Source organism: Aeromonas sp. D3, assembly GCF_027705025.1.
Classification (GTDB): domain Bacteria; phylum Pseudomonadota; class Gammaproteobacteria; order Enterobacterales; family Aeromonadaceae; genus Aeromonas; species Aeromonas salmonicida.
This window is the reverse complement of the sequence record NZ_JAPDBE010000014.1, coordinates 74220-99888: the sequence shown is the minus strand read 5'-3', so window position 1 is coordinate 99888 and position 25669 is coordinate 74220. Positions and strand designations below refer to the sequence as shown.

The 25669-nt window shown below is 53.2% G+C and carries 30 protein-coding genes; 16 read left to right on the top strand and 14 right to left on the bottom strand.

All coding sequences use genetic code 11. The features are described from left to right. Positions 1-60: 60 nt before the first annotated feature. From OKC28_RS10675 to OKC28_RS10640, 8 genes are all read right to left on the bottom strand, one after another. Positions 61-1329, bottom strand: coding sequence for a DNA-binding domain-containing protein (locus OKC28_RS10675; protein WP_000179845.1), 1269 nt, complete (start codon positions 1327-1329; stop codon positions 61-63). A gap of 74 nt (positions 1330-1403) precedes the next feature. Next, a complete protein-coding gene (locus OKC28_RS10670; RefSeq protein ID WP_000204520.1) occupies positions 1404-2111 on the bottom strand; it encodes an EAL domain-containing protein in 708 nt (235 codons plus the stop codon). Next, positions 2108-2344 (bottom strand): broad-spectrum mercury transporter MerE, encoded by a 237-nt coding sequence (merE, locus tag OKC28_RS10665; RefSeq protein WP_000993386.1) that lies wholly within the window; start codon positions 2342-2344, stop codon positions 2108-2110. Before merE ends, OKC28_RS10670 begins: the two co-directional genes overlap by 4 nt. Then, positions 2341-2703, bottom strand: coding sequence for a mercury resistance co-regulator MerD (gene merD / locus OKC28_RS10660; RefSeq protein WP_001277456.1), 363 nt, complete (start codon positions 2701-2703; stop codon positions 2341-2343). The genes merE and merD overlap by 4 nt, the downstream gene beginning before the upstream one ends. A gap of 17 nt (positions 2704-2720) precedes the next feature. Then, positions 2721-4415 carry a mercury(II) reductase gene (gene merA, locus OKC28_RS10655; protein WP_000105636.1) on the bottom strand — a complete coding sequence of 565 codons (1695 nt, stop codon included), beginning with the start codon at positions 4413-4415 and terminating at the stop codon, positions 2721-2723. 51 nt (positions 4416-4466) lie between these two features. After that, positions 4467-4928: an organomercurial transporter MerC gene (gene merC, locus OKC28_RS10650; protein WP_000082530.1), complete on the bottom strand. Its 462-nt coding sequence runs from the start codon at positions 4926-4928 to the stop codon at positions 4467-4469. Then, complete coding sequence (gene merP / locus OKC28_RS10645; RefSeq protein WP_000732292.1) at positions 4925-5200, bottom strand: mercury resistance system periplasmic binding protein MerP; 276 nt, start codon at positions 5198-5200, stop codon at positions 4925-4927. The genes merC and merP overlap by 4 nt, the downstream gene beginning before the upstream one ends. 13 nt (positions 5201-5213) lie before the next feature. Beyond that, a complete protein-coding gene (locus OKC28_RS10640) occupies positions 5214-5564 on the bottom strand; it encodes a mercuric transport protein MerT (RefSeq protein ID WP_001294663.1) in 351 nt (116 codons plus the stop codon). A gap of 71 nt (positions 5565-5635) precedes the next feature. Here OKC28_RS10640 and merR point away from each other — a divergent pair, with 71 nt between their 5' ends. Further along, a complete protein-coding gene (merR, locus tag OKC28_RS10635; RefSeq protein ID WP_000429836.1) occupies positions 5636-6070 on the top strand; it encodes an Hg(II)-responsive transcriptional regulator in 435 nt (144 codons plus the stop codon). Here the strand turns inward: merR and OKC28_RS10630 are convergent. The 5 genes from OKC28_RS10630 to tnpA form a co-directional block, all read right to left on the bottom strand. Continuing rightward, positions 6067-8274, bottom strand: coding sequence for a hypothetical protein (locus tag OKC28_RS10630; protein ID WP_270689151.1), 2208 nt, complete (start codon positions 8272-8274; stop codon positions 6067-6069). The genes merR and OKC28_RS10630 overlap by 4 nt on opposite strands. Positions 8275-8521: 247 nt before the next feature. Next, entirely contained in the window at positions 8522-8677 is a 156-nt protein-coding gene (locus OKC28_RS10625; protein WP_157669165.1) for a hypothetical protein, read from the bottom strand. A 21-nt stretch (positions 8678-8698) separates the two neighbouring features. Next, complete coding sequence (gene tnpC, locus OKC28_RS10620) at positions 8699-10342, bottom strand: IS66 family transposase (protein ID WP_088813952.1); 1644 nt, start codon at positions 10340-10342, stop codon at positions 8699-8701. 48 nt (positions 10343-10390) lie between these two features. After that, a complete protein-coding gene (tnpB, locus tag OKC28_RS10615; RefSeq protein WP_041205730.1) occupies positions 10391-10756 on the bottom strand; it encodes an IS66 family insertion sequence element accessory protein TnpB in 366 nt (121 codons plus the stop codon). Continuing rightward, entirely contained in the window at positions 10756-11058 is a 303-nt protein-coding gene (gene tnpA, locus OKC28_RS10610; protein WP_088813953.1) for an IS66 family insertion sequence element accessory protein TnpA, read from the bottom strand. The genes tnpB and tnpA overlap by 1 nt, the downstream gene beginning before the upstream one ends. 1982 nt (positions 11059-13040) lie before the next feature. On the opposite strand from tnpA, the gene OKC28_RS10605 reads away from it, so the two are divergent. The 15 genes from OKC28_RS10605 (at position 13041) to OKC28_RS10535 (ending at position 25252) form a co-directional block, all read left to right on the top strand. Further along, positions 13041-13349, top strand: coding sequence for a hypothetical protein (locus OKC28_RS10605; protein WP_171277343.1), 309 nt, complete (start codon positions 13041-13043; stop codon positions 13347-13349). A gap of 161 nt (positions 13350-13510) precedes the next feature. Continuing rightward, positions 13511-13912, top strand: a complete 402-nt coding sequence (locus OKC28_RS10600; protein ID WP_088814031.1) for an H-NS family histone-like protein — start codon at positions 13511-13513, stop codon at positions 13910-13912. Between the two features lie 351 nt (positions 13913-14263). Continuing rightward, on the top strand, positions 14264-14533 hold the full coding sequence (locus tag OKC28_RS10595) for a hypothetical protein (protein ID WP_157669167.1): 270 nt from the start codon (positions 14264-14266) through the stop codon (positions 14531-14533). A 313-nt stretch (positions 14534-14846) separates the two neighbouring features. Then, positions 14847-15167 (top strand): hypothetical protein, encoded by a 321-nt coding sequence (locus OKC28_RS10590; protein ID WP_088814036.1) that lies wholly within the window; start codon positions 14847-14849, stop codon positions 15165-15167. 244 nt (positions 15168-15411) lie between these two features. Further along, a complete protein-coding gene (locus tag OKC28_RS10585) occupies positions 15412-15879 on the top strand; it encodes a hypothetical protein (RefSeq protein WP_088814037.1) in 468 nt (155 codons plus the stop codon). Continuing rightward, a complete protein-coding gene (locus OKC28_RS10580) occupies positions 15870-16775 on the top strand; it encodes a hypothetical protein (protein ID WP_088814039.1) in 906 nt (301 codons plus the stop codon). The genes OKC28_RS10585 and OKC28_RS10580 overlap by 10 nt, the downstream gene beginning before the upstream one ends. A 2-nt stretch (positions 16776-16777) precedes the next feature. Continuing rightward, positions 16778-18283, top strand: a complete 1506-nt coding sequence (locus OKC28_RS10575) for a hypothetical protein (RefSeq protein WP_088814040.1) — start codon at positions 16778-16780, stop codon at positions 18281-18283. Positions 18284-18287: 4 nt separating this feature from the next. Beyond that, on the top strand, positions 18288-19412 hold the full coding sequence (locus OKC28_RS10570; protein WP_088814041.1) for a hypothetical protein: 1125 nt from the start codon (positions 18288-18290) through the stop codon (positions 19410-19412). Beyond that, positions 19409-20137: a hypothetical protein gene (locus OKC28_RS10565; protein WP_088814043.1), complete on the top strand. Its 729-nt coding sequence runs from the start codon at positions 19409-19411 to the stop codon at positions 20135-20137. The genes OKC28_RS10570 and OKC28_RS10565 overlap by 4 nt, the downstream gene beginning before the upstream one ends. A gap of 16 nt (positions 20138-20153) precedes the next feature. Next, positions 20154-21674: a GspE/PulE family protein gene (locus OKC28_RS10560; protein WP_088814045.1), complete on the top strand. Its 1521-nt coding sequence runs from the start codon at positions 20154-20156 to the stop codon at positions 21672-21674. After that, a complete protein-coding gene (locus OKC28_RS10555) occupies positions 21671-22708 on the top strand; it encodes a type II secretion system F family protein (RefSeq protein ID WP_088814046.1) in 1038 nt (345 codons plus the stop codon). Before OKC28_RS10560 ends, OKC28_RS10555 begins: the two co-directional genes overlap by 4 nt. Before the next feature lie 17 nt (positions 22709-22725). Continuing rightward, complete coding sequence (locus OKC28_RS10550) at positions 22726-23241, top strand: prepilin-type N-terminal cleavage/methylation domain-containing protein (protein WP_088814048.1); 516 nt, start codon at positions 22726-22728, stop codon at positions 23239-23241. A 62-nt stretch (positions 23242-23303) separates the two neighbouring features. Next, positions 23304-23810, top strand: a complete 507-nt coding sequence (locus OKC28_RS10545; protein ID WP_157669169.1) for a pilus assembly FimT family protein — start codon at positions 23304-23306, stop codon at positions 23808-23810. After that, complete coding sequence (locus OKC28_RS10540) at positions 23810-24730, top strand: prepilin-type N-terminal cleavage/methylation domain-containing protein (RefSeq protein ID WP_157669170.1); 921 nt, start codon at positions 23810-23812, stop codon at positions 24728-24730. Before OKC28_RS10545 ends, OKC28_RS10540 begins: the two co-directional genes overlap by 1 nt. 33 nt (positions 24731-24763) lie before the next feature. Next, the gene (locus OKC28_RS10535) at positions 24764-25252 is read left to right on the top strand and encodes a hypothetical protein (RefSeq protein ID WP_157669171.1); all 489 of its coding nucleotides are present in this window, start codon (positions 24764-24766) and stop codon (positions 25250-25252) included. A gap of 200 nt (positions 25253-25452) precedes the next feature. Here the strand turns inward: OKC28_RS10535 and OKC28_RS10530 are convergent, their stop codons facing one another. Beyond that, on the bottom strand, positions 25453-25656 hold the full coding sequence (locus tag OKC28_RS10530; RefSeq protein ID WP_088814054.1) for a hypothetical protein: 204 nt from the start codon (positions 25654-25656) through the stop codon (positions 25453-25455). Positions 25657-25669 lie beyond the last annotated feature (13 nt).

The window sequence follows — 25669 nt, the reverse complement described above, 5'->3', positions numbered from 1 at the left end:
TTGAATGGGTTCATGTGCAGCTCCATCAGCAAAAGGGGATGATAAGTTTATCACCACCGACTATTTGCAACAGTGCCCATCGGCGTAGTAGTGGATGTGGTCGATGACAAAGCCGGTGCGGGTCAGCGTGCGCCGGAGGATCGGCAGAAAATCGACCAGGAACGAAGTAGCGCGTGTGACGACGGCCGGTACGCCGACACGCGCCACGGCCTCGGCCCAGCGCGCGGCCGGCGGTTGGAGCAGGCCGTTGTGCACCGAACCGTGGTAGGTGCCGACCGCCAATGTGAGCCAGCGCTCTAGCTCGCGCAGCGTCAGGGCGGCCTTGTTTTCGGAATCGTAGTCGCCGCGCTGGTCAGGGTTGGAGAAGGTCGTTCCCGGCAGTTCGTCGTGAATCATCTGCATCGCCGTGCCGATGATCCGTTCCACGATGCCGCCATAGTGCGGCTGTCCCAGCGGGCGATAGTCCAGCCGGATGCCATGCTGCTCGCAACCCCGGCGCAGGGCCTCGCTCTTGAACTCGGCCGCGTTGTCTAGGTAGAGCAGCAAGGGCTTGCCGCTCATCTGCCAATCCATTTCCACGTTCAGTCCTTCCAGCCAAGGGCGCTTGTCGCAGGCGACATGCACGAGGCACAGGCCAACCGAAACGGCAGACGGCGCTTCCAGCGTGACGACCATGCCGAGCACGCAGCGGGTGAACACGTCGATGGCGAGGGTCAGGTACGGGCGGCCAATAGGTTGCCGGTCGCGGTCATCGACCACGATCAGGTCGATGACCGTATGGTCTATCTGCACCTGCTCCAGCGGCGCGGTCACGGCAGGAGGCTCGCCGCCCACACCTTGTAGGTCACGAGCGGCATCCTGGCCTTCCCGCCGGCGGATGACCTTGCGCGGGTCAAGGCTAGCGATCCGTAAGGCCACGGTATTGCGCGCCGGCACTCGCAGTTTTTGAGCCTTGCACACCTGAGTGACTTCGCGGTGAAAGGCCGCTAGGCTGCGCTTCTGCTTGGTCAGGAACCGCTTTTGCAGTAGCTCGTGGATGACGCGCTCGACCGGTTCCGGCAAGCGCCCCTTACCTTTACCTCCACCGGACTGGCCGGGCACCAGATCCGTCACGAGGCCGCTGCCTTGCCGGGCACGCCGGATCAGAACGTATACCTGGCGCCGAGACAAGCCCAGCGCCTGAGCCGCCATATCGGCCGCTTCGTGCCCGACCGTCTCCGACTGCGCCAACGGACTGATGATCTCCGCACGACGGCGCGCACGCTCCCAAGCCTCATCAGGCAGAGTGGCCACGCCTTGTTCTGGAATCCGTGGGGTGTCCGTCGCCATGCTCACCTCGCTTTGGTGCACACGAGTATTGAGCATAGTCGAGATTGGTGCAGATCACTTCTGATATTGAACTGTCAGGAGCTGGCTGCACAACAGCCATTACGCCCAATCAACTGGTGCAGTCGTCTTCTGAAAATGACATCCATGCCCAGCCCGTGCGCGAGCTGGATCACCGCCCGCACGATAGTTTGGTCACGGGCATCATCCGGGAGCCTGGCGACAAAGGATTGGTCGATTTTCAATGTGGTGATGGGGCAGCATTTCAGATGTTGCAGGCAGGAATAGCCGGTGCCGAAGTCGTCGGCGGCGAAGCGCACGCCGATGGCGCGCAAGGCGTCGAAACTGGCGAACAGGGCTGGATTGCCGAATGCGACCGATTCGGTCAGTTCGATCTCCAGAAGCTCGGCGGGCAGGGCCATATCGGCCAGCACCCGCTTTACCTCGTCGTCGAACGTTGGCCCAACCTGGCTGGCGGACACATTGATGGCAAGACGGAACGGTTGCCATGCCGGTCCTTGCCACTTGTGCATCTGGCGACAGGCCTCGCCCAGCACCCACGCGCCTATTTCCGGCATCAGGCCGAACGACTCGGCCAGCGGCAGGAACTGGCCGGGCGGCAACAGGCCAAGCCTCGGATGCCGCCAGCGCATCAACGCTTCCGCGCCAGCGATCCGGTGATCGCGCAGATCGACCAGCGGCTGGTAATGCAGGTCAAGCTGTCCGCGCGCCGCCGCCTGCGCCAACTCGGCCGCCGTCCATCCGGCGGGCTGCGAACTCGTCATGATCCGCCCCGGAAGGCGCGCAGCAGCCGCGTTACGGCCAGAACGAACAAGCCGGTCAGCGCGAGCGCGGCAACACCCCAATGCTCGCCAAGGAAGGCACCGGCGGTCGTCCCGGCCAGCACGGCGGCGAGAATCGGCAGATGGCAGGGGCAGGTCAACACGGCCAGCGCACCCCACAGGTAGCCGGAAACGGGTTGGCGCGTCTCGGGCGGCAGTTTGTCAGGGGCGTTCACGGCAATGCCTCCTCGTGCGCCCGCTCGGCTGGCATGGAGGCCAGTTGCGCGTCCAGATGGGCCAACGCCGCGCGCCGCCGCTCGACCAACTGGCGCAGCACGGCAAGCTGCGCTGCGGCTTGTGCGCCGTCCGCTGCGTCGAGCGCACGGCACAGCCGCGCCAGGGCATCCAGGCCGATACCCGCCTCGAAGGCCGCGCGCACGAAGCACAGCCGTTGCAAGGCCGCATCGTCGAACACGCCGTAGCCGCCCGTGGTGCAGGCCACCGGCCGTAACAAGCCGCGCACCAGGTAGTCGCGCACGATATGTACGCTCACCCCAGCGTTATGGGCCAGTTGCGATACCGTGTAGGCGCTCATCGCACACCTCCTTGTCCTCACCCGGCGCAGCAGGAAAGCTGCTTCACATCCTTGTTGAAGGTCTGCGCCGCGAGCTTCAACCCTTCGACCATCGTCAGGTAGGGGAACAACTGGTCGGCCAGTTCCTGCACCGTCATCCGGTTGCGAATCGCCAGTGCGGCCGTCTGGATCAGTTCGCCCGCTTCCGGGGCCACTGCCTGCACGCCGATCAGTCGTCCGCTGCCTTCTTCAACCACCAGTTTGATGAAGCCGCGCGTGTCGAAGTTGGCGAGCGCGCGCGGCACGTTGTCCAGCGTTAGCGTGCGACTATCAGTTTTGATGCCGTCATGGTGCGCTTCCGCCTCGCTGTAGCCTACGGTCGCCACTTGCGGGTCGGTGAACACCACGGCCGGCATCGCGGTCAGGTTCAGGGCCGCGTCACCGCCGGTCATGTTGATCGCGGCGCGAGTGCCGGCCGCTGCCGCCACATAGACGAACTGCGGCTGGTCGGTGCAGTCGCCTGCGGCGTAGATGTGTTCCACGCTTGTACGCATGCCGGGGTCGATGACGATAGCGCCTTGCGGGGTGAGCGTGACGCCCGTCGCATCCAGTGCCAGCTTGCGTGTGTTGGGCGCGCGGCCGGTGGCGACCAGCAGCTTGTCGGCGCGCAGTTCGCCGTGCGCCGTGGTGAGCACGAATTCGCCGTCCCCTTCACCATTGATATACGCGACCTGGCTGGCCTGGGTGTGTTCCCTCACCTCGATGCCCTCCATGCGGAATGCGGCCGTGACGGCTTCGCCTATAGCTGGGTCTTCGCGGAAGAACAGCGTGCTGCGAGCCAGGATCGTCACCTTCGCTCCGAGTCGGGCGAACGCCTGCGCCAGCTCCAGCGCCACCACTGATGAGCCAATCACGGCCAGGCGCTTAGGAATCGTCTCGCTGACCAGCGCTTCAGTGGAAGTCCAGTACGGAGTGTCTTTCAGGCCGGGAATCGGCGGCACGGCCGGGCTCGCGCCGGTGGCGATCAGGCAGCGGTCGAATGCCACCACGCGCTCGCCGCCGTCGTTGAGTTGCACGATCAGGTTGCGATTGTCCTTAAAGCGGGCGGAGCCGTGCAGCACAGTGATCGCCGGATTGCCCTCCAAGATGCCTTCGTACTTGGCGTGGCGCAGTTCATCGACGCGGGCCTGCTGCTGGGCCAGCAGCGCCGTGCGCTGGATGGTCGGCGTGGTAGCGGCGATGCCGCCATCGAACGGGCTTTCCCGGCGCAGATGGGCGATATGGGCGGCGCGGATCATGATCTTGGACGGCACACAACCGACATTGACGCAGGTGCCGCCGATGGTGCCGCGCTCGATCAGCGTGACACGTGCGCCTTGCTCGACGGCCTTCAGCGCCGCTGCCATCGCGGCCCCGCCGCTGCCGATGACGGCGATATGCAATGCGCCGCTGCTACCCGTCTTGTCGTTTCTGCCCAGCAGATCGCGCATCTTGTCGAGCAATCCGCCCGGCGTCGAAACTGAGGGGGCATCGGCCAGCGTGGCCCGATAACCGAGTCCAGCTACAGCGGCCGTCAGCGCGTCGGGTGACGTGCCGACCTCAATGGCGAGCTTGGCGCTGCCCTTGGCGTAGGAGACATCCGCTGATTGCACGCCGGGCACTTTCTCCAGGGCGTCCTTGACATGCACTGCGCACGAGTCGCAAGTCATGCCGGTGATTTTGAGAGTGCTCATACCATCGTTCCTTATTCGTGTGGGCCGCCGTGTCGCACGGTCAGCCGTCTTTCACAAGCGCTTGGCGGGGAGTTCGCAGCCGTCCGGTCCGCAACGGCGATGCGCCGGCGACACGAAGTCCCAGATCGACACCCCAATCATCAAGGCCAGGCCGACGTACATCAGGTTCGCCGTCCACCAGTTGCCGAGCAGCCAGACCGTGGCCGCAAACACGATGGCCGGGCCGATCATGCCGAGCAGACTGCGCAGCCATTGCCGATGACTGAACCAACCCAGCGCGTTCGCCAGGAAGGCCAGCGCGGCAAACAGCGGCAGCAGGCGGCTGATGAACAGTCCCTCGTACTGGCTCAAGAAGCCCAGCCCGATGGCCGCGCCGAAGCTGGCGAGGGCTGGAAAGCAGGCGGCGCAGCCCATCGCGGAAACGACGCTGCCGAGCGCGCCGGTTTTATCGGCAATGCGTGTCATCAGTCCCATGAAGCGGCTCTCGCTGTTGTCGTTGGCTTGCTGGCTCACTGCTTGACGCTGGACGGATAGCCGGCGTCTGCGGTGGCCTTGGTCAGCTTCTGTACGCTGGCCTTGGTGTCGTCAAAAGTGACGACGGCCTCGCGCTTCTCGAAGCCCACATCGACCTTGCTCACGCCTTCGACCTTGGAGAGCGCTTTCTTGACTGTGATCGGGCAGGCGGCGCAAGTCATGCCGGGAACCGCTAGCGTGACGGTCTGGGTAGCGGCCCACACCGGGGCAACAGCGGCGGCGAGGGCAAGGGAGGCAAACAGTTTCTTCATGATGAACTCCTGGTTAATAGAAAAATGGAACGACATAGGGAAATCCAAGCGCGACCAGGACCAGCACGGCCACGATCCAGAAAATCAGCTTGTAGGTGGCGCGCACCTGCGGAATCGCGCAGACCTCACCTGGCTTGCATGCCTGCACGGGCCGGTAAATCCGCTTCCAGGCGAAGAACAGCGCCACTAGCGCCGCGCCGATGAACAACGGTCGATAGGGTTCCAGCACCGTCAGGTTGCCGATCCAAGCACCGGAGAAGCCCAGGGCGACCAGTACTAGCGGCCCCAGGCAGCAGGTCGATGCAAGAATGGCGGCCAGCCCGCCGGCGAAGAGCGCACCGCGCCCGTTTTGTGGTTCAGACATACGTTGGCCCTTTTGAATTTGGATTGGATAGCGTAACCTTACTTCCGTACTCATGTACGGAGTCAAGCGATATGGAAAATAATTTGGAAAACCTGACCATTGGCGTTTTTGCCAAGGCGGCCGGGGTCAACGTGGAGACAATCCGCTTCTATCAGCGCAAGGGCCTGTTGCGGGAACCGGACAAGCCTTACGGCAGCATCCGCCGCTATGGGGAGGCGGACGTGGTTCGGGTGAAATTCGTGAAATCGGCACAGCGGCTGGGGTTCAGTCTGGACGAGATTGCCGAGCTGTTGCGGCTCGACGATGGCACCCACTGCGAGGAGGCCAGCAGCCTGGCCGAACACAAGCTCAAGGACGTGCGCGAGAAGATGGCCGACTTGGCGCGCATGGAAACCGTGCTGTCTGAACTCGTGTGCGCCTGCCATGCACGAAAGGGGAATGTTTCCTGCCCGTTGATCGCGTCACTACAGGGCGAAGCAGGCCTGGCAAGGTCAGCTATGCCTTAGCGTGCTTTATTTTCCGTTTTCTGAGGTGCCCCCAAGGAGGTCATATCTCGGCGCTGCGTACCCCATTCAGAGGTTAAGACGGTCTGAGGAAGAGAGTCATGCGAAACATGATACTCGTTGTAGATAAGGGTAACTTGTGCATTCAATTTGGGCTGACCGACCAGATGGCGGATAAAATCGGCGTGGAAATGGTTAGGCAGCCAACGGGAGTTCATCGGTGCAAAAATGTCTACCGCCTTGATGGGGGAGGGCATGACTAGCTGCAGGTTGGCAACATTGATAGCAAACTGAGGGTCGGATTCGGCCGCCCCTTGTGCAGCCTCAATCTTGCTGGGGATGTAACCTGAAAGGTACTTTGCCGCAATGACCAGTTTGCCACTTTCTGGTTCGGCAAATGCCAGAGATTGTTCGGCCAACTGATGCAAAAGTTCTTGGTCTGTCCCTTTAAAGCTGACCAGGTCCCGAATATATGAAAGATCGACCTCACCCTTATAGCTCACGGAGATTAGAACGGCGTCGGCAAGGTTTGCGGCATAGCTGGGAGTGATCAACGGAGTGATTGCGCGGCGGGTGAACAAATCCCCCTTACTCCACTGCTCTTTACGCTCTGCGATGCCCTCATTGTCGGCAACCGTGGCACTGATCGGCGCGATGTAGTCCAGCTCGAGAGCACGCAAGCGGTAATACCAAGGATCTTCCCCAAGAACGGATTTGTTCTTGGAAGCGTGGAATGGACCGAAGTCGGCAGTAAAGCGGTCATAGGTCGCATTGAGATCAGCCCTAAGAGCTCGCAAGCTGGCGTCAGACGCATTGCTTTGCTCTGCGTTGATGAGTGATGCCAACACCCTCTTAACTCTCAGCATGGCCGTTACACGTAGCCTATCTTTGGCTGATTTAAACTCGCACTGTTGGAATGTGGGAACCTTAACCCCGTTTTCATCAACATGATCCGCCACTCGACGCATCAGCTCGCCCGCCGGAGCTTGGCAAAACTCATATGGTCCAACATCGCCCATACCAGCGGGGGTAGAAACGATGCCCTTCCTTGCAACCGGAACCGTAGACTTCCGGAAAAACAAGGGGTTGGAAGTCTGGATATCGAGGATTTCAGTTACAACACTCGCAAGGTCACGGCTAGGGTCTGCAACGTTGCAAGAGACATTGAAGGTGCCAGGAGCTGAGATTTTGCCGGCGACCAGTTCAGGACGATCCACAAACAAACGATTCACACGGTATGACGAGCCTGCTTCGTCGTTGACCTCTACGGTGTCAATCCATGAAGGTTTTTCATCCGGATGCTGGCAGGCTTGAAAGACCAGAATATCGGTAACAACGTTGGCCCCTTCACCCTTGAACACCGAATTCGGCAGACGACAGGCTGCAACCAAATTACCCCGGGCTGAGAGAGATAGCCGTGCATCGCTATCTTTGGAGTCCATTACCCAGCTTGATACGACAACCGCCATTAGCCCGCCGTGGTGCAGTTCGCACAACCCCCGAATCAGAAAGTAGGCATGTAGTGGAAGAGTGCCGAATGTTCTATCTCTGGCAGGGACAGAGCAGTATGGCGGGTTTCCAATAACTAGGGAAAAGTCGCCGCTATTAGGTAGTTTTACGTGCTCGAACGGCTGATTGACATAGATCTTGGCTGCCGGGTTCAGCAGGCGTGCGATAGTCCCCGTCAGGCCATCCAGCTCAACAGCAAAGGGTTTCATCGATGCGAGGGTCGCCGGGCGCCTCGTTAAGAAATTGCCGGATCCTGTAGCAAAATCGAGCAATGGGCCTTCCTGCACACCCAGCCGAGCGACGGCACGATACATGGCATCGATAGTCCATTCGGAGGTGTAATAGGAGGTCAGCACAGATGCTTCCAACGCCGCGAATTCAGCTTGAGTGACAAGCGATTTCAATTCGGCATGCAGGGGATGTACTGGCTCAAAAAGTCCTGACAGTTGACCCCATCCTGCATACTGAGTGAGGGCATCACGCTCGACGTCAGATACAGTCAACGAGCCATCAGCCAAGCACCGCTTGACTATTTTGATCGCTTCAAGATTGTTCCTGATTTTTTGTACCACCGTTTTTGCGATGATGGTTGTTTTGTGCCCTGAAAGGGGAGGGCAGAACAAGTAATCAAGGAAAGCTGTTGCGTTCAAAAAAGACATTTTTAGCACCCGTAGACGTTTTTTGCTTACATCGATCATCCCCTAGATCTTCACAATGCAAGCGGTGCCAGGAGTGCACTGACGGGCAAATCTATACCGTCAGCAAGTTGATGCAGGTTGCAGGTTGCAGGTTGCAGGTATTTTCTGCTGCAGACTTCTGAACACGAAAAACTGTGGTGATCCTAGCAATGCGAATAGGGCAGAATCGATGACTAGGATCCGTTTCGGTGACTGGTGATACTTTCCGTGAGAACAAGCGAGGCCACGGGCCCCGCTTTCATTTTCCTCAGACCCCCCAGATAGCAGGTGTCGTCAGTAGCAGCCACATCTTAACGCCCAACGCGAAGATGACCGTTCCAAGCAATTCGACGACTGCCCGGGTGATAGCTTTCTTGGCGACGGCGACGGCCCAGCGGATACCCTGAATCATGATTCTTTTCATCGTAAGCGCCGCTAAATCGACCTACTTGCCTTCGTTGTATTGCGCCACTTTTTTTGCAATGGGCTCCAGCGGGACGTTCCAGGGTAGCAGGGCTTCGAGTTTTTCCAGACTATCGGCCTCGCCGATCTGCGCCAGCACATAGTTGATATACGCTGAGGGCTCAAGGTCATTGGCTTTGGCTGTCTCCAGCAACGAGTAGCAGGTCGCGCTGGCCTTGGCGCCTTGCGCGCTGTCGGCGAACAACCAGGCCTTGCGCCCCACGGCGAACGGGCGGATTGCGTTCTCCGCCAGGATATTGCTGATGTGCAGATCTCCCCGCACGCAGTAACCCACCAGATGGGGCCATTGCCCCAGCGTGTATTCCATCGCCTGTCGAGTCAGCGAGCCTTTCATCACCTTGCCGACGTTATTGTCCAACCAGGTTTTGAGCTCCGCCAACAGGGGCATGCTACGCGTCTGCCGTGCCTGATAACGCTCGGCATCACTGCGCTCCTTCTGCTCCCGCTCGATGGCATAGAGTTTACCTATGTACCCCAATGCTACATCGGCCAGGCCAGTGCTGGCTTTGCTCTTGCCTTTGTCCTTGCCTTTGCCCTTAGGTGCGGCTCGGGTCGCTTCGATGAATTTGCGCCGAGCATGATCCCAGCAGCCAATCCGGGTGAGACCGCTCTCTTTGCACACCTGGCTATAGCCGGAATAGCCATCAGCTTGCAGTATGCCGCTAAAGCCCTCCAGCAGACGCACGGGTACGCTTCCGGCGCGTGACGGATCATATTCAAATAATACAGAGGGGCGGCCCGGCGGACCGCCGCGGGTCACCCACATCCATTTGTCCGATTGCGCAGTTTTTCCCTCTTCTTTGAGCACCTGGATCCGCGTCTCGTCGGCTTGCAGATACGTCGCGTGGTTCTGCTCCTCGCGCAGCAGGTTCATCAATGGCTGGAACACCTCATCCAGCCGGATGATCCAGTGGGCCATGTTGGTGCGGCTCACCTCCTGCCCCAGGCGCTTGAACATCTGCTCCAGACGGTACAGTGGCAGGCCATCGGCATACTTAGAGGTAATGATGTAGCCCAGCAATGACGGCGTGGCGATACATTTGCCCAGCGGGTGTACGGGGCGGTTGGCCGCGAGGATCACCTCTTCGCCATCACGCTCGAACACCGCCTTCTCTTGCCAGATCTCCAGCACCTTGAGTTGAGCCGGAATGAACTGCAACTCCTCTTTGACCTTGGTAAAGAACACCTTGCTGGCCCCGGCTTTCTGCTCATCGCTGAGGGTGAGTTCGATGCGCTCGCGCAGCAGTGAGGCGGAGAAGCCACGTTGACGCGGCTTGGCCTTTGCTTCGGCAGTTTGCGGCAGGTCATCGGGTAACTGGGCCAGCAGGGCGTCCATGTCCGCTTCCAGCTCTGCCTCATCAAAGAGCTGGAGCTGATGGAGTTTCTCGCTGCTGGCGGCAAAGCGCTGGATCCTGCGCAGACGCAGCAGCTCTTCGAGTAACAGGATATGGGCGTCACGCCGCTGGATAGCCTCTTCTTTGGATTGAAGAGCTTCGTCTTTTAACGCCAACTGTTGCTGAAAACCCGCAATAACCACCAACAACTCAGCGGCGCTAAGGCCACTGAGATCAGGTGATGGGGTGAGGTTTTTCAGCGTCATTTTCATGAGGAAATTATAACAAAAACAAGGCGGTAAAGCACGAGGTTGGCGGTATTAAAGCGTCTCATAATGCAGTGTTTTATGGCCCTGCATCAAGGAGATATCGTAGCCATCGAGCAACCAGTTTATCTGCTCGGAAGAGAGGGAGAGTAGCTCATCGGCAGACGATGGCCACTTGAATTTCTCCTCGGCCAGCGCCTTGTAATAGAGCACAAAGCCGTTGTCCTCCCACATCAGACACTTGATCTTGTTGCGGCGGCGATTGGTAAAGGCATAGAGGGCACCGGTGAACGGGTTGTGCCCCAGTTGCTGCTCGACCAGCGCCGCCAGGCCGTGGGCCTGTTTACGAAAATCGATAGGAGCCCGATAGAGGTAGATCTGCGGCATGGTCAGTGCCGGACGCAAGTAACGAGGGCGCATTACAGCTGCCTCATGATAGCGCCGAGCAAATCGATATTGCCCGGATGTAACCCGGAGAGAGTGATGCCGTTGGGTAAGGTGAGTGTCAAGCCGACTTCGTTCGTGACAGGAACAGGCATGGCTATTCTGACAAAGCCAGGAAGAGAGTCCGAGTCTACAGGCTGTTCGAGCTTTTTGCGCCAGTAAGCAAACTGGTGATAGACCAGTGCCTGGCTTTTGCAAAAGGCGTGGCCGGAGAGGCCGGAGTCAAGCCAGGCGGTGATCTGCTGTCGCCAAAAATCAGCACGTTCTTGAGTGGTCATAGTGAAAATCCAGCGAAGAGGTAATGGATTTCAAGTGTGACGAGCTTATTTTGGGAAAAACAGATGCCGATTCAAGGGCGCTTACTTTTCATCTTAAATTTTCCTTAATTAGGTGTTTCGGGTGGCAAAGATTTGCGGCCCCGTTCTGGCCCAGATAAGCCAGTCGTTGCCAATTACTAAGGCCCGCGAGATTCCTTCAGAAAATGCGAAATTTTTTTCTCCCCCCAAGAGAAAGGGTCGACTTCGCCGATACGGGATGCCTGGTGCGCTCCGGCCAGGTCCCGCAGGGGTGCTGCCCAGGGTGGCGCTACAGGTAAGCTGGAACAGACGGGGCCAGGGTAGTGGTGGGCTTTTGTCGGTGTGCATGCCTAGTTCGCGATCCAAGCCTCCAGTAGCGCTAGCGGCGGCCCAGTGGAGGGCTGGATCTGACGTACGCCGGGCCGCCGACAAGATTGAAGTTCAGAGTGGCCAGTGTTGGTGACGTTGATTCGATGCGGCTTCCGGCGGGACCGGTTCTGCAGGTGCCCCCCGGACGGCCCCGCTGGTGTGCTGGAACCGGGGTGGTGGCGGGCATGTGTCGGTGTGCATGTCGTGTTCGAGATCCAGGGTTTCGGTGTCGTTCGCAGCGGTCCCGTGGAGGGCAGGGGCTGACGAACCCCTGGGCGCCGCGGGATCGGCGCCCAGGGTGGCCCGCACCGGTGTCGGTGATCTGGTACGCAGTGCTAAGTGCGGCCAGTGCTGGTGCCGGTGATCTGGTACGCAGTGCTAAGTGCGGCCAGTGCTGGTGCCGGTGATCCGGTGTAGCGTCCGGCGGGGCTGGTGCTGCAGATGGCCCCGGACCGCCAACCGGCTCGATGTTCAGGGTCTACTGCGGACTCTGCGTCCAGTGTGACCCGCGCTGGTGCCGGTGAGCCGGTGTAGTGTCCGGTGGGGCCGGTGCTGCAGGTGGCCACGGGCCGCTGACCGGCTCGATATTCAGGGTCTACGCTGCGGGCTCGGCGCCCAGTGTGGCCCGCGCTGGTGACGCTGAACTGGTGCGCGGCACTCAGAGCGGCCAGTGCCGGTGATCCGGTGTGGCGTCCGGCGGGGCCGGTGCGGGATATCTGGTGCGCCCCGGGTGGGTGGGTCCAGTGCTGGTGATCTGGTTTGGGCCGCTGGCCGGTTCGATGTTCAGGGGGTGGCCCGCGTCAGTACCGGTGATCTGGTATGCGGTGTCCGGCAGGCCCCGAACTGTAGCGCTCTGCGCCAAGCTGGTTACAACCTGCTATGGCCGCAACAGTGGCATCGATCAGTTGAACTGCAGGGTGAATACAAGACGGACAGTGGCAGTGATATTTGCAAGGTCAGCTACCTGAATCCCTGGATCTGAACCGGCAGTCAACCTCTGCTGGTAGCATGGCCATCGGCAATAGGTCCCTTGTAGGACTATCCAGAATGAGAATTAATGTTCGCTCGGTGCTCTGGGCGGCCCCCGCTGGTGTGCTGGCCATGGTGAGGGCCATGCAGGAGCTCGCGGCTGCCCCTGGATGGCCCCTGCCGGCGTGACGTAGCTGACGGGCCCACGGGCCGGTGCCCTGAATACCTGGGGTTGAAGCGGCCGCCGCCTTGCATTCGAAAAACCAAAGGGAGTACTAGCGCTGATAAACTGTTTGGTTGTTGTGAAAAAAACTACATAATTCCGGTGCCAGCAGAGGGTGCTTCTTCATAAAGAACCAGCAATCTTTAAGATATGTGAAAAGGATGGCCAGGGGCTCCTTACAAGAACGCTAGCTGACTGAACATGTAGCTACGGCAGCTGAAGGCCAACATTTTATTTTCACCAGGAGGTACTATGAAATATTTACTGAGAGTTGTTAGGTATCTCGTGACTGGAAGATTAACAATTCGAAGTGCCATATATACATTGCGAGTTAAACCAGTAGCCGTAGTGAGCAAAGGTGTGACTTGGATTGTGGACCCAGATTTCAAAGTATGAGGGTGACATGGGAATACTGATTATCAATTCCGGCGATCCAATGGTGTTGCCGCAGATATCCTCAAATGCTTTCGGTGATGAGAGTTGGAGTGGGGTCCACGTGAAACAACTCTCCTCCGAGCAAAAAGAGCAGATCACCCGTTACTGCCGAACAGAAGGGCGCAGGCAGGGATGGAACGATGCAAATGGTCAGCGTATGGGAGAACGAAGAGAAGGGCCATTCCATCCAGAATTGCTCGGTGGTGAACCATGTAGGGAGTGGCAAGACAGCTATGACAATGGGGTTGAAGAGCAGAGACGATTATCCGTCATGTGAAAAGTAGCACGTTTATTTTTGGGGTGATAACGATATGATTGAAAGCTGAAGCGCAAAGCTCATCCTCAGGGCTTCAGCTTGATTGGGTTTACAGAGCACGATCAAAACCATGAGCTAATAGTTGGCATTTCCCAGTTAGTTCTTTTGAGTAGGAATGTTGCATGCACGAATTTATTAAAACACTGTTGAATATTCGAAGCCTCCGGGCAGCACTTCGAGAGCTGTCGTTTGATCAAGTTCAAGAAACCTACGAAAAGTTCGAGTTACTGTACTTGGAACGTAAGGCGCAAGCTGACAAAGAGCAGGCAGCTAAATCTGAGCGAATGAATATGCTGGCCGAGTTTCAGGAGATGCTTGCCCAGGCCGGCATCGACCCCAAAGAGCTTGTTGGAGATGCTGCAGGAGTGGATACTAGCACCAAGAAAAAGCGCACTCCGAGACCACCCAAGTATCGATATGTCGTCGATGGAAGGGAACAAACTTGGACAGGGCAGGGGCGAACCCCGAAGTACCTGGCAGAACAGATAGCGCAAGGGCGCTCGCTGGACGACTTCCTCATCTAAATGTGGTAGCCATGCCATCTCTGGCATGGCTACCAATTTTTGAATCTGTACCTGATTGCCAGATATTGGTCCTCTAGGTTATTCTGTCTGAGTCCTCGGTGCCCACGTGAGGGCAGGCCGCCCGGCCAGGCACCAACTTCAATCCCCCCTGCACTCTGCTGGTATCCCTACCCGTGATTTATCACCCAAGCCCTCGTTGGCTGATTCTGCATGTCCGTTTACCGGTATTTCTACGGCGTCAGCGTACATGCAGAAACAGCCCAAGGCTGTCTCATGGCACTCGGTCCGCAATGTGCCACTCGTGACCAACACCAACCCGGGCGTAAAACCCAAACTAAACGAGGCGAAATCATGTTCGAAGTAACTAAAACTGGACAACTCATCTCTACTGGCCAGCTTGTAAGGCTAGGGGACTCCAACGTATATGCAAGTGTGAACCCAGGCGAAGGAAGCAACTTCATAAAAACTGTTGCAAGGGCGCCGGCCGCAGACATAGACCAACTTAATTCAACTTTCACATCTAGCGTTTTAGACGCTGATCAAGTCATTAAGGCATTAAACAGTGTTGATCCTGCGTGGCCCTTGCTGCTTGCTTACGCGCTTGCAGAGAAGGCGGCTTAACAAATCAAGCCTCCAGGGCACAGAATCAGGAGCTCATTATGTTCAAATTAGGAGCGTGCACTATAACTCCAGCCGCGATGGAAACTCTGGAACGCCTGGGTATAGCGTCATGTGATTTGCTAGACGTACATCGAGAGGGGTTGTTGTGGAGCCATGCACAGAGACTGAAGAACCTCGATGCTATCAGGACTTGTGAGCGAGTCCTATCCAGCATGCCGGCAGGGCAAAGCCGATGTAGCATATGGATTATCACTGAGGCAGACCGCCGCAACACAACAATCATCTTGAGTGATGAATATTAAGGGAGGGCACCATGGGAAGCATCACGGTGGCCTTGATTTCCGGGTTCTTCGCCGTAATCGCCGTCGCGATCCCTTGCATTTTTGAGATGCGAAATCGCAAGGCGAAAATACGAGAAGAGCGACAGAAAGCCTTGCTCAAACTTGCTATGAAGGATCTCGAGTTCCTGTACTCTGTTGAGAGTCGATTACTTGAGACAATCAAAGACATGAGTGGTGAGAGCATGAAGATCAGGATACGCCAAGAGGTCACGGTAGACACCGGACTTGCATGGTCTGGTCAGTTCACGCCTAGCCGCATCCATCAGCGGCAACGCCAGATGGATAACACATAAACCAGAACCCGCCGTTAATTGGCGGGTTTTTTTTTCCTCATATCTCGAGACCGTCCAGAAAACCCCCCTCATTTTAGCTGTGCAATTATTTCCGCTTGGGTGCGGTATAACGCCCCCTAGGATTTTCTATACGGTGGCGTCTATGAGGAAAAGTGTTTTGGCATTCAGTGTCGTTGCCCTGTTGGGGATATCGCAGGTGCAGGCTTCACCAGGCGACTCTCGGCCTGAGCGAAGAACTCCACCAATGGCGGAGATGGCACGAGATACTTATGGCGACAAAACGCTCATAGAGCTCAACACTGAAATCGAGCTGCTACAGAACGACCTGGCCCTTTTGCGTGACGAATATGCCAAGCATGACGCGCGGATCACCGGACAGATCACTCGCCTACGTCACATCATCAATGACCGTAAGCAGGCGATCAATTTCATTCGTAGGGACCGAGAACAACGGTACTTCAGCGTGCACACGGGATCACTACGTGGACAGCTGGAGAGCCTCCGCTTTGCGTTGGGGTTGCAGGCAATCCGTTGGTCTAAGACCGTCCCGGCTCACTGCGACTGGCAGTTTGACGCCGGTTTTGAGGTTGATAAGAAAGAGCCGATAAAGGCACTCGAAGCGTTCCTGGCTGGATTGCCGCTTCTTCCGCAGATACATGAAAGGGATCGATCCGCGACAATCACGGCAACGGAGATCATCAAGTGCGACTGAAGCTCCTGTCGGTGGCGGTAGCTGCAGCCTTGGTAGGAGGGTGCGGGCCGAACAACGTACTAAAAGATCACAGCGCCCCGCAAATCGTGTCGACGCGCACCCAGACCAACATCGGTGCACAAAAACCTGTTGGATCGGATCAGAATGATTTGGCTGCAGCTGTTAATCAAAAAGTTGAGCAGGCAACTACTAAGCACGAATGGATCTCGGCTGTAACGACAAGTAGTACCAAGAAGCCGATGCTTGCAACAGCATCTAATTCCATGACAAGCACGCCACCAGTGTTTATGAAACCCCAGGCACCTGTTGTAACAAGTGGAATGATGTTCGTTCCAATAAATGAAATAATGAAACCTGCTGTCACAGTAGAAAAGCTGTCACTGGTTGTTCGAGCCGGCGAAACTTGGGAACGTGCATTATCGAGATGGTTCAGGGAGAACGGGTATCAAACTGTTCTCTACTATTTCCCAGGTGGAGTACCTACTGTATTTTCATCCATACCAAAGAAAACTCACTTCTCTGCCTATGATTTCCAAGAGGCCATATCCGACGCGCAAAGTTCATTTGGCAATGAAACAAATACAAAATTCATTGTTAGTTATGACGCTATGAATAAAAGTGCTGTAATTCACGTTCCGGGGGTGTTGGTACAGACATTTAATGTCACTGCCGGCAGCTTGAAAGCGAATGCAATTCGTCTTACCAAGGCCTATGGGTGGAATACGACAGTACAAGACTGGCGACTCCAGGATGATTATTACGTAGCATCAAGCTGGCCAATCGTCACGGAAAGAGGTGATATAGCATCAGCACTTAATGCGTTGATCGAATCATACCCAGTGCAACCACAGCTACTGAAGTCAACACAACACGTATATTTTGTGCAGGGGAACTGATCATGAAATCGCGCAGTGCTATTGCAACAGCAGTTATTATCGCACTTTCTGGGTGTGGTGCCATGGATCATTTGGAGCAGAAAAATGCTGCTAACGACACCATGGACCAAATTAAGACATATGAGGGTAAGAAAGAATCCTCTAAAAGTGTCTACATCGATAAGCCACCTTTGGACTTGAACCCGACAATAGGGGAGGGGGCTCCTTGGTGGGTCAGAAAGCCTGCGACAATTCAGGGGCAAGATATACCGCTTAGCTTTGCAGTAAGGAACCTGCTGCAATCTGCCAATCAGAAGATTGCAGTTAACTATGGACCTGATGTGGTCCAAGACAAAATTATATCAGTAGATTATCAAGGTGATATTAATGGGGCTCTGAATGAGATCGCTGCAAAAGCTGATATTTCCGTTAGTGTTCATGGGAACAAAATTAGTTTTGAGCGTTATGTCACTAAAGTGTTTGAGTTAAATTCACTGCTGGGAAAAAGTTCATTCCTCTTTGGTCGCAAGGCTAACTCGGTAAATAACAGCGGTGAGGGATTGGCAAACCGAACAGTCACAAGCTCTCTCGGGAATTCAGATACTTATGCGACCACTGAAGTGGTAGATATAAATCCGTTTGATGATTATTTAGCAGCCATAGAGTCCATTCTGAGACGTGATGGTGTAAGTAAGGATGACAAGGAACCATTAGAAGGGAATGTAATTGTAACATCCTCAACTGCATCCATTCTGGTAAGAACAACCCCGCATCGTATGAGCCTAGTTGAGAGCTATATATCATCAAGAAAACAAGCAATAGCCCGCCAGGTAATGATTGAGGTTAAGGTACTTCAATTTAAAGGGAGCAAAGGCTCTGTGTTTGGCATTGATTGGAATGTTATACGCAGTGTTTCAGAAGGGAAGTTGCAGTTTGCTGGTCCATCACTGCCAACCCTGGGAGATACAGGGAATTATGGCTTTTCATTTACATCAACAAATCCAAAATGGGATGGAACAACCGTCCTTATGAAGTCACTGCAAACTCAAGGACATGTTGGTGTCGAATATGAGCCAAGAACTGTTGCTAGAAATAACAGAGTAGCATCAATCGATAACTCGGAGAAGCTAACATATATTGCAAGGGTAACAGTCACGCCTAATGAGAATGCTGACGCAAGCGTTGAAGTTGAGGATGCTGTAGTAAGTGATGGTCTAACAATGTCAGTAATGCCAAATATTTCTGACGATATGGTGAACCTCCAGATTTCAGGAGTTCTATCAAAAGTCATTAAATGGGAAGAAACAGAGGTGAGCGGCGTCACCATTCGTGCACCGCAAGTACAAGAAATAAAGTTTGATCAAGATATTGGTCTCAAATATGGTGAAACTCTTGTACTCAATGGATACAAGCAGAAGTCTAATAAGTCTGATGAGACATCTGTATTCAAGAATTCATTCTTGGGTGGAAATTCAGGCGAAAGCAGCATGACAGAAACAATTGTTCTGATCACCCCTAAGCGGATATAGAGCAATGGGAACTATCAGAACAACACTGCCGCATGGCAGTAAGCAAAAGGAAGTCCTGAAGCGGTGGCGGGTGGAGTACCCGGCTAAGTTTGAGCGGATATTCGAGAATGGTGACCTGATCACGCGAGTCGCCTCTGATGAGGCTGATATAGCTTGGGGCGAGTGCATTGCCGCAGCACTCATTGACGAAGTGAAAGATATCCCCAGGAAGTGGGTGTGCATTATTGCTTCAGACCGCGCCTATCGCTGCGTTCTCTGGGAGGCCGGGGATATTCGTCGCGATGAAGTTGTCGATGCTACGGAATTGTCTGAATGGTTGCAGGTACACCCATCTGACCGCATATTTGCTACCACCGAATTACCTGTTCATGGCTTAGAGACAACGATAATTGAGGCTTTAAATCTGAGGCCTGATGACTTCGAACTCATAGAGTTTCGTGGGTCTGCATTGGCGAGAATGGTTAAGCCATCGCTTGTCTGTGTAGCAGGTATTGCTGCAGTTACGTGGTTTCTATGGCCTGAACCGCCACCGCCGCCGCCACCGGAAGTAACGGATCCCTGGTATGCCTATCGCGCAGCATGGACCGATGTGCAGCTTGCTGGTGATGCGATCAGTGAGTTAGGTGTGACGTGTGCAAAGTTTGGAACCATCCCTGTGGTTACGGATTTGCCTGCGGGAACAATCGAACCCGGCAGCATCAATATGGTGTTGTCTGAAGTTGTGATCGATAGAAAAGTGATAAATGCATGGAGTGACAAAAATAATCTAGCAATGTCATTCAGCGGGTCATTGCCATTTATTCGAGTAGCTGTACCTCTGAGTTCATATTGGAGCTCACATTACGCCAGTTTCAAGGAACTTGATGATAAGGTGTTTGACTTGTTTTCAAAGCTATCACTGATTTCAGGTTTAAAAGCTAGCTATGAACCCATTGAAGCCAACGGTGTATGGGCAAGCAGAAAGGCCAATCTGAACATCACTAAAGCTAATCCATGGTTTATTAATGAGCTTGGTAATGCCATGAAGGGAATGCCAATAAAATTGGAATCAGCAACGTTTAGCATTAGCAAGGAAGGGGATTGCACCCTAAATAATGCGGTAATTCTGTTTGGAGGTGGCGCACAATGAATGAAAAAACTAAAAAAGTTAGCACTAAAAAATTGGTCACCTATTTAGGGCTGTTGTCCATCGCATGTGCAAGTGCGGTTTATTTATATCAGGCTCAAGAAAATAGAAAGGCTAAACGGAATGAGCGTCTCAATGCACTTATCGAACAGTCAGAGCAGAGGGCGCCAGCATTAACCGCGGTCGTTGGAGAGGGCCACGTCGCAAGCCAAAGCCTGATTGAACCGCCGGCCGCAGTGAAACTGAAGAAGCTGCCGGAAAACATCCAAGAGCTGATGCTCCTCGGTGAAAGAAGGGCTAAGGCTGAAGCCTTACTTGCAACAAGCACGGTGGAAGAGCTGATTGAGAGTAATGTAGCTAAGAAAAAAGTAGCTTCGAATAAGCCTGCGGAAAGCACCCCACCTCCAGGGGCTTTCTTGCTTCAGGACGAACTGCCTGTAGGCGCAACAGTGTCCCCAAGCACTCCAATACCGGTTGGAACTGGGATCTCATTTAATGAGCCCAAAGAGATGGACCGGCCTGGTAGCAAACTTGACCGGCTCACTCTTCGATATGCTGCCCGTGTAGATGGGAGGCTCACCGCGTATGTTTCTATTGGTGAGTCTGGAAGAATGATTCCTGCTCAGGTAGGAAAGACTATAGATGGGATCAAGATCTCCTCCCTGAATGACAGGCAATTATGCGCAAGCCTAGGAAAGTTGTCTCGCTGCATAAATATGGCCTATTGAGGAATGGGGCGATTATATGAACATGGCAATTAATAACACAGTGTCTCTAATCGATGATGATGAAATCTTGGCTCTTTGCCGAGAGGATAAAAGCTGCTTTGTTGATGAGAACTGGGTTGTTTACACGTCAGATCCAAAGAGCGACAACTTAAATACAATTATTACAAAGGTTAAGGTTCTGCTTCATGGCAAGGAACCTAAAATAAATCTGGCTGATAACGAAGTAGTGCTTAATGCTTTGCAGGTCGGTTCAACCCAAAATGTCGAATCTATCCACCAAAGCACTAAGCATGCAACTGATGTTGCACCAACACAGGTTGAAGATCGATTGATGGGGTTGCTGTCAAGGTGTATTAGAATGGGTGGTTCTGACATACACATCTTAGTTAAAGGGAAAAAAACAATAATTAAGTGCCGTATTGACGGTCGCTTGGTTGACATTTCCGCGCCTCAAACAAAGGAATATGGTGCTGAACTGACGGCTTATGTATTTAATGGGCACAGTGGTTCAGAGGAAAGCTATTCAGCGTTAATTCCAAACGCAGGAAGCTTTAGCAAGGTTATTGCTGTAAATAATGTTAAGAAGGCATGGGATTGGCGGACGTCAATGCTACCTGTTAGCAGCAGCAGCGACGATAAAGACTGTACCAAAACCGTACTGAGATTGCTGACACCCATTAGGGACGATATTCCTTCGTTCGCAGATATGGGGATGGATGATGACCACATTCGAATCATCGAATTTGCCTTCAAGCAGCCTCAAGGGGCCATTCTATTATCTGGGCCTACCGGTTCTGGGAAAACCACAGTTGCTATGGCTGGGTTATCAACCATTGATGATGGCCGTAACATTAATACGCTTGAAGACCCTCCTGAATGGACACTGGACGGGGTATCTCAAACACGAATTGATTATGGCCTGACTAAAAAAGGTAAAGAACGTGACTTTGCGTTTTACGGAAAGTTCATGCTTAGGCAAGATCCTGATGTTATTTACTTTGGTGAGGTGCGTGACCAAAAAAGCGCGGCGGAGTTTACTCATCTTTCGGAATCCGGGCACTTGTTAATCGGCACTACACATACGTCTAGCGCGACCGGTATAGCAACCAAATTAGTGGAGCATTTACGCGTTCCATCAGTAATTGCAAGCAGCCCTGATGTATTCTCAGTCTTTGCTCATCAGCGGTTAATCAGGGTTCTTTGCCCACACTGTTCTATTCCGCATGAAAAGGCAACGGAAGTGCAGAAGGCCACATTGCGTCTAGCCCTAGGTGATGACCTAGGCCTTGCGCGTGTGAAAAATATAAATGGTTGCAGAAAATGTGTTGAAGGTGAGAAGGGAAGAACTTTGGTAATGGAAGTCATTGTATTAACAGATGATGACAGAAAATTCATTGCTAAAGGTGATGCGTTGGCTTGGAAAATCCATTTGTTGCAAAACGGGTGGAAAAATATCCAGCACTATGCACTTAAGAAAGTTAGGGCTGGGATTTGCGATATTCACTCCGCTGCTGAGCAAATTAAGGAGTTGTTGTGAACATTGATACCCTTTCAAAAAAATGGCTCCAGTTGATATTCTTTAAAACTGCTCAAATTGAATTCCTTGAAGATTTTAGGGAATTAGTCAACTCTGGCATTGATGAGAAAGATATTTGTATTAACTTGGTAGAGTTCGGCTCTCCATCTGCCAGGGCGCTTGCCGGTGACATGCTGATGGCTATCAGAAATGGTAGGCCGGTTACATCTGGTATGCAAGGTTGGTTCTCACCAATAATAATATCTACAGTTTCCGCCGGACAAGAAACTGGTGACATAGACATGGGGCTTGATGTTGGTATAAACACCATCAGAGATGCTTCTGGATTGACTTTGGATATTGTGAATGCAGTAAAATATCCTGCGTTTATGATTGTCGCTCTGTTGACCGTAGCGGGTGGCCCGTCATATGAGTATATGTTGGATATGCAAAATAGACTACCGCTTTACAAATGGGGTGGCATATCTCAGGCAGCATGGAGTCTTGCGGAGTTTAGTCATAACTGGATGTTTTTTTTGATGTGTTTAAGCATTGCTATCCTTATCAGTTTGATGTGGATGTTGCCAAACTTTCCGAATAGAGAGTCACTTGATAACTCAATTGTTTTTAGACAATATAGAGATCTCAATGCGATAGCTGTATTAGCCAGTATCTCCAGTCTTATGAGGGCAGGGGTCGGGATTAATGACTCTTTGAGTATTATAGGGCATGGTTCAAGTCGTTGGCTTCGAGCAAAAATACAGAAAATAAAATTGAAAATTGCATCAGGGAAAAAAAATTATGGTGATGTGTTTGATGTGGGGCTACTTAGTCAAGTTGAAATCCAAAGAATTAAAATATTAAGTAATAGTGAAGACATTCCATCAGTGCTTATGAAAAGCTCAATTAGACAACGAAGGAGGCTTAAAAAACAGATTGTTAGCTTGGGGAAACTGGCAAACTTGTTGACGATGATGGCTGCAGGTTGCGGTATGGCCATATTGGCCGGTGGTACATATCTCGTAGTGGCGCAGTCCGCTAGAGTTGCATATTAATTTGTAAGGGTTGAATAATGAAATACGATAACCAGAACAATAAAATCATGGCTTCCAAAAAACAAGGCGGCTTCACACTGATCGAGTTTTCCATTGTGGTGGCTATTGCAGCTGTTCTCTTGGTGGTCGTCCTGCAAGTTGCTGAAGGCGTAAAATATCAAACCAAGCAAGAGGCTCTCATAAAGCAGATGCAGCAAATCACAACTGCGACGGAACGTTGGAAAAAAGGAAGACCGAATAAGAATGGTGTGAGTATGAGCGTCTTGTGTGCGACGGGTTCTAAGCTGCTTGATGCCAGTGTCTGTGGTACAGCCAAAGATGGTAAGGCTGCAAATGCATTTGGTGGTGATATCACTGTTGTAGCAAACACGACCAACCCCAGCCTCGTAGATATCACTATGGCGGGCCTGCCGGCAGATTACATAACTGACCTTGCTGATACCTTAGCTCCGATGACAACAGGGCGTTGTCAGACGGCTACAGGGTGCACAACTATTACCGTCACCGGCAGCAGTGTTAAAGGAACGATGTAGAGCATCATTGTTAAGGAGGCGGCTTAGTCGCCTCCTTGTTTTAGTATATGACAGGTCAATTTATGAAAAAATGTAGTGGTTACACTTTGATTGAGTTATCGGTGGCTATAGCGGTCATTGCCACTATCTCATTTGGGGTGGCTGCTATTTGGTATACTTCAGACATAGCTGAGCAATCTATAAAGGTTCATGGCATAGCCTCTGATGTGAATTCTGGTGTAAATTCAGCGCTTCGACTTAAGGTATCAGGTGGTTGCCTGACTGGCATAAGTATTTCACATGCTGATTTAATTACAACAGGGGTGCCCCAATCATCGGTATATCCTGCTCCGTGGGTGACAAGTTTCGCTTTTGGGTATCGCGGGGGAGAGCCTGTTTATGTCGTAGTTTCTATAGATGTTAGAAATACCGCTCTTGCTGGCGAGCTATATACTGATTCTGGTGCAGATTACATGTCAGGTAGTTCATTATCTTATCAGTTTCCTATTAAGTCTCCGAGACTATCTTCGTTTGGAGAAATGTATAGGAGTTCAACAAATTGCTGGGCACATGGGATTGGGGACAAGTAATGCGTAGGAATCAGGGTGGATTTACACTCATTGAACTTTCAGTGGTGCTTCCAGTTTTAATTTTCGTTGGCATGATCATTTACAATGAAATGAGACAGCAAAGAATAGAATCTGCTGCGGAACAACAAGGAAATCGTATTACTGATCTTTTTTCAAAAGCAGCGGAAAGATATCAGGTTTTGGCAAAGAGTAATAATACTATTACGCCGACAAACTTCCCATCCTCTGTCCAGGTGCTAATTAATGAAGGATACATTAGGAACTGTGCCGCAAGTGACGCGAGTGCGGGTAACTGCCGGCCAATGACTGAGACCCTCTGGGGTGATGCTATTTCTGTCAGAACGTATGGTGTAGCTGGCAACCCAACAATTCCACGGTTTGAGTTGACGATTCCACTTGCAAGGGTTCCAGCAGACCAAAGAAATGAAGTTGCCGCTGCATTACTATCCTCACTGCCTTTTGCTACCGTTTCTGGCACAAATATAGTTGCTGAAATAGGTCGACCAGGAACCGAGGTTTCTCACGACAACTTCTATATGCTTGATGGTTCGAGGGCGCTAAAGGGTGACATGAATGCTGCCGGCTATGCCATCGAGAACGTAAAGGATCTTTCTATTTCCGGCCTTACAAACCGCACCGTACTTTCCGGGTTGGCCTGGGGTACTGTGCAACAAAATAACCAAGTCGTATCTCTTGTCTCTTGTCCTATTCATCGTGGAACTCGCAAAGTAAACGTGATTCCTCTGTCATACAGCAAAAACGGCTTCCCGTTTAACAACATGGGAGCTGTTGAAGGCCGATTTGATGGGACGAAAGCTTTCGTCCGGATATGGGAGACTGATCAGGATGGAACCCAGGCATGGTTTATTCCTGCTCCGTCAAACGCATCCGTTTTGGTTCAGCAACAATGCAGCAAATAAATGGTTCAGAATTACACCAAAAAGGAATATCAAATGAAACCTAATGTCAATAATGCCATTTCCCGAAATCAATTGGCAATCGTTGCGATCGCGTCGCTTTTCTGTGGCAAGGCTTTCTCTGGTGTAGATGAGGTTTGGGCTTCCTCTCCGGCGACTTACGATACCCTGTGGGCCCAGGCCTATGCTGCCGCTGTCAATCCCTCGTTTTCTGGTTCGGGGGGGCGGGTTGATCTGTATAGCGGATCGTCCACTGCAGTAAACATCTCAGTGCCTACAACCGTCAATGTGCTCTATGTGAGCTTTGATCTGGATGGTCGAGGAATTACTCAGTTGATGTTCGACCTCCAGGACGCCGTGAGTAGAGGGGATGTTCGAATCTATAACCGAGGTGGGGAAAATGCTGACCGGCCCTATGACGCTCTCATTAGAGTGAGCCGGTCTGGAGGAGTAGTGACACTGCGGGGCGAAGGGGTTTGGACTGGTGCGCCTGTGTTAAAGCGAGTTGTGGGGTTCAGCCTGTAGAACAGGGCTTGTGGCTTTAACCACAAGCTCAAATGAGCAAATTGCAATCATAGAAGTAAATAGTTAGCTGGAACTGCGTTGAACAAACCCTGCGGTGGGAGAAATGGAACTCACAACAAGGTATCTGGTTATGCCGGCGTCGTTGGCTATTAACCTCCAATGCAAAGGGAAATCGCGGCCCCAATTTTTATCGCTGCTCGTTACGTGCTGCTGCTGGCAGCTTGCCTTGCGCGATCACCTGCATCAGCAAGGGCTGCTTCTTTCTGCCCGCCGGTCACCGCCTGTTGTTGCTGGCCGCTGGATGCGCTCACCATCAGTTGGCGACCGTTGGAATCCCCACACATGTGGATCGTCACCGGCGCCAGCTGCTGGGCATGCCGTTGCTCATTGGCGGTGCACGCCATCTCTTCCCCCAAG

Bases quoted from the DNA above. Each gene is read 5' to 3' on its own strand.
- OKC28_RS10675 (WP_000179845.1), bottom strand. From the start codon at position 1,329: ATGGCGACGGACACCCCACGGATTCCAGAACAAGGCGTGGCCACTCTG.
- OKC28_RS10670 (WP_000204520.1), bottom strand. From the start codon at position 2,111: ATGACGAGTTCGCAGCCCGCCGGATGGACGGCGGCCGAGTTGGCGCAG.
- merD (WP_001277456.1), bottom strand. From the start codon at position 2,703: ATGAGCGCCTACACGGTATCGCAACTGGCCCATAACGCTGGGGTGAGC.
- merA (WP_000105636.1), bottom strand. From the start codon at position 4,415: ATGAGCACTCTCAAAATCACCGGCATGACTTGCGACTCGTGCGCAGTG.
- merP (WP_000732292.1), bottom strand. From the start codon at position 5,200: ATGAAGAAACTGTTTGCCTCCCTTGCCCTCGCCGCCGCTGTTGCCCCG.
- OKC28_RS10640 (WP_001294663.1), bottom strand. From the start codon at position 5,564: ATGTCTGAACCACAAAACGGGCGCGGTGCGCTCTTCGCCGGCGGGCTG.
- merR (WP_000429836.1), top strand. From the start codon at position 5,636: ATGGAAAATAATTTGGAAAACCTGACCATTGGCGTTTTTGCCAAGGCG.
- OKC28_RS10630 (WP_270689151.1), bottom strand. From the start codon at position 8,274: ATGATCGATGTAAGCAAAAAACGTCTACGGGTGCTAAAAATGTCTTTT.
- OKC28_RS10625 (WP_157669165.1), bottom strand. From the start codon at position 8,677: ATGAAAAGAATCATGATTCAGGGTATCCGCTGGGCCGTCGCCGTCGCC.
- tnpC (WP_088813952.1), bottom strand. From the start codon at position 10,342: ATGAAAATGACGCTGAAAAACCTCACCCCATCACCTGATCTCAGTGGC.
- tnpB (WP_041205730.1), bottom strand. From the start codon at position 10,756: ATGCGCCCTCGTTACTTGCGTCCGGCACTGACCATGCCGCAGATCTAC.
- tnpA (WP_088813953.1), bottom strand. From the start codon at position 11,058: ATGACCACTCAAGAACGTGCTGATTTTTGGCGACAGCAGATCACCGCC.
- OKC28_RS10605 (WP_171277343.1), top strand. From the start codon at position 13,041: ATGGGAATACTGATTATCAATTCCGGCGATCCAATGGTGTTGCCGCAG.
- OKC28_RS10600 (WP_088814031.1), top strand. From the start codon at position 13,511: ATGCACGAATTTATTAAAACACTGTTGAATATTCGAAGCCTCCGGGCA.
- OKC28_RS10595 (WP_157669167.1), top strand. From the start codon at position 14,264: ATGTTCGAAGTAACTAAAACTGGACAACTCATCTCTACTGGCCAGCTT.
- OKC28_RS10590 (WP_088814036.1), top strand. From the start codon at position 14,847: ATGGGAAGCATCACGGTGGCCTTGATTTCCGGGTTCTTCGCCGTAATC.
- OKC28_RS10585 (WP_088814037.1), top strand. From the start codon at position 15,412: ATGGCGGAGATGGCACGAGATACTTATGGCGACAAAACGCTCATAGAG.
- OKC28_RS10575 (WP_088814040.1), top strand. From the start codon at position 16,778: ATGAAATCGCGCAGTGCTATTGCAACAGCAGTTATTATCGCACTTTCT.
- OKC28_RS10570 (WP_088814041.1), top strand. From the start codon at position 18,288: ATGGGAACTATCAGAACAACACTGCCGCATGGCAGTAAGCAAAAGGAA.
- OKC28_RS10565 (WP_088814043.1), top strand. From the start codon at position 19,409: ATGAATGAAAAAACTAAAAAAGTTAGCACTAAAAAATTGGTCACCTAT.
- OKC28_RS10560 (WP_088814045.1), top strand. From the start codon at position 20,154: ATGAACATGGCAATTAATAACACAGTGTCTCTAATCGATGATGATGAA.
- OKC28_RS10550 (WP_088814048.1), top strand. From the start codon at position 22,726: ATGAAATACGATAACCAGAACAATAAAATCATGGCTTCCAAAAAACAA.
- OKC28_RS10545 (WP_157669169.1), top strand. From the start codon at position 23,304: ATGAAAAAATGTAGTGGTTACACTTTGATTGAGTTATCGGTGGCTATA.
- OKC28_RS10540 (WP_157669170.1), top strand. From the start codon at position 23,810: ATGCGTAGGAATCAGGGTGGATTTACACTCATTGAACTTTCAGTGGTG.
- OKC28_RS10535 (WP_157669171.1), top strand. From the start codon at position 24,764: ATGAAACCTAATGTCAATAATGCCATTTCCCGAAATCAATTGGCAATC.
- OKC28_RS10530 (WP_088814054.1), bottom strand. From the start codon at position 25,656: ATGGCGTGCACCGCCAATGAGCAACGGCATGCCCAGCAGCTGGCGCCG.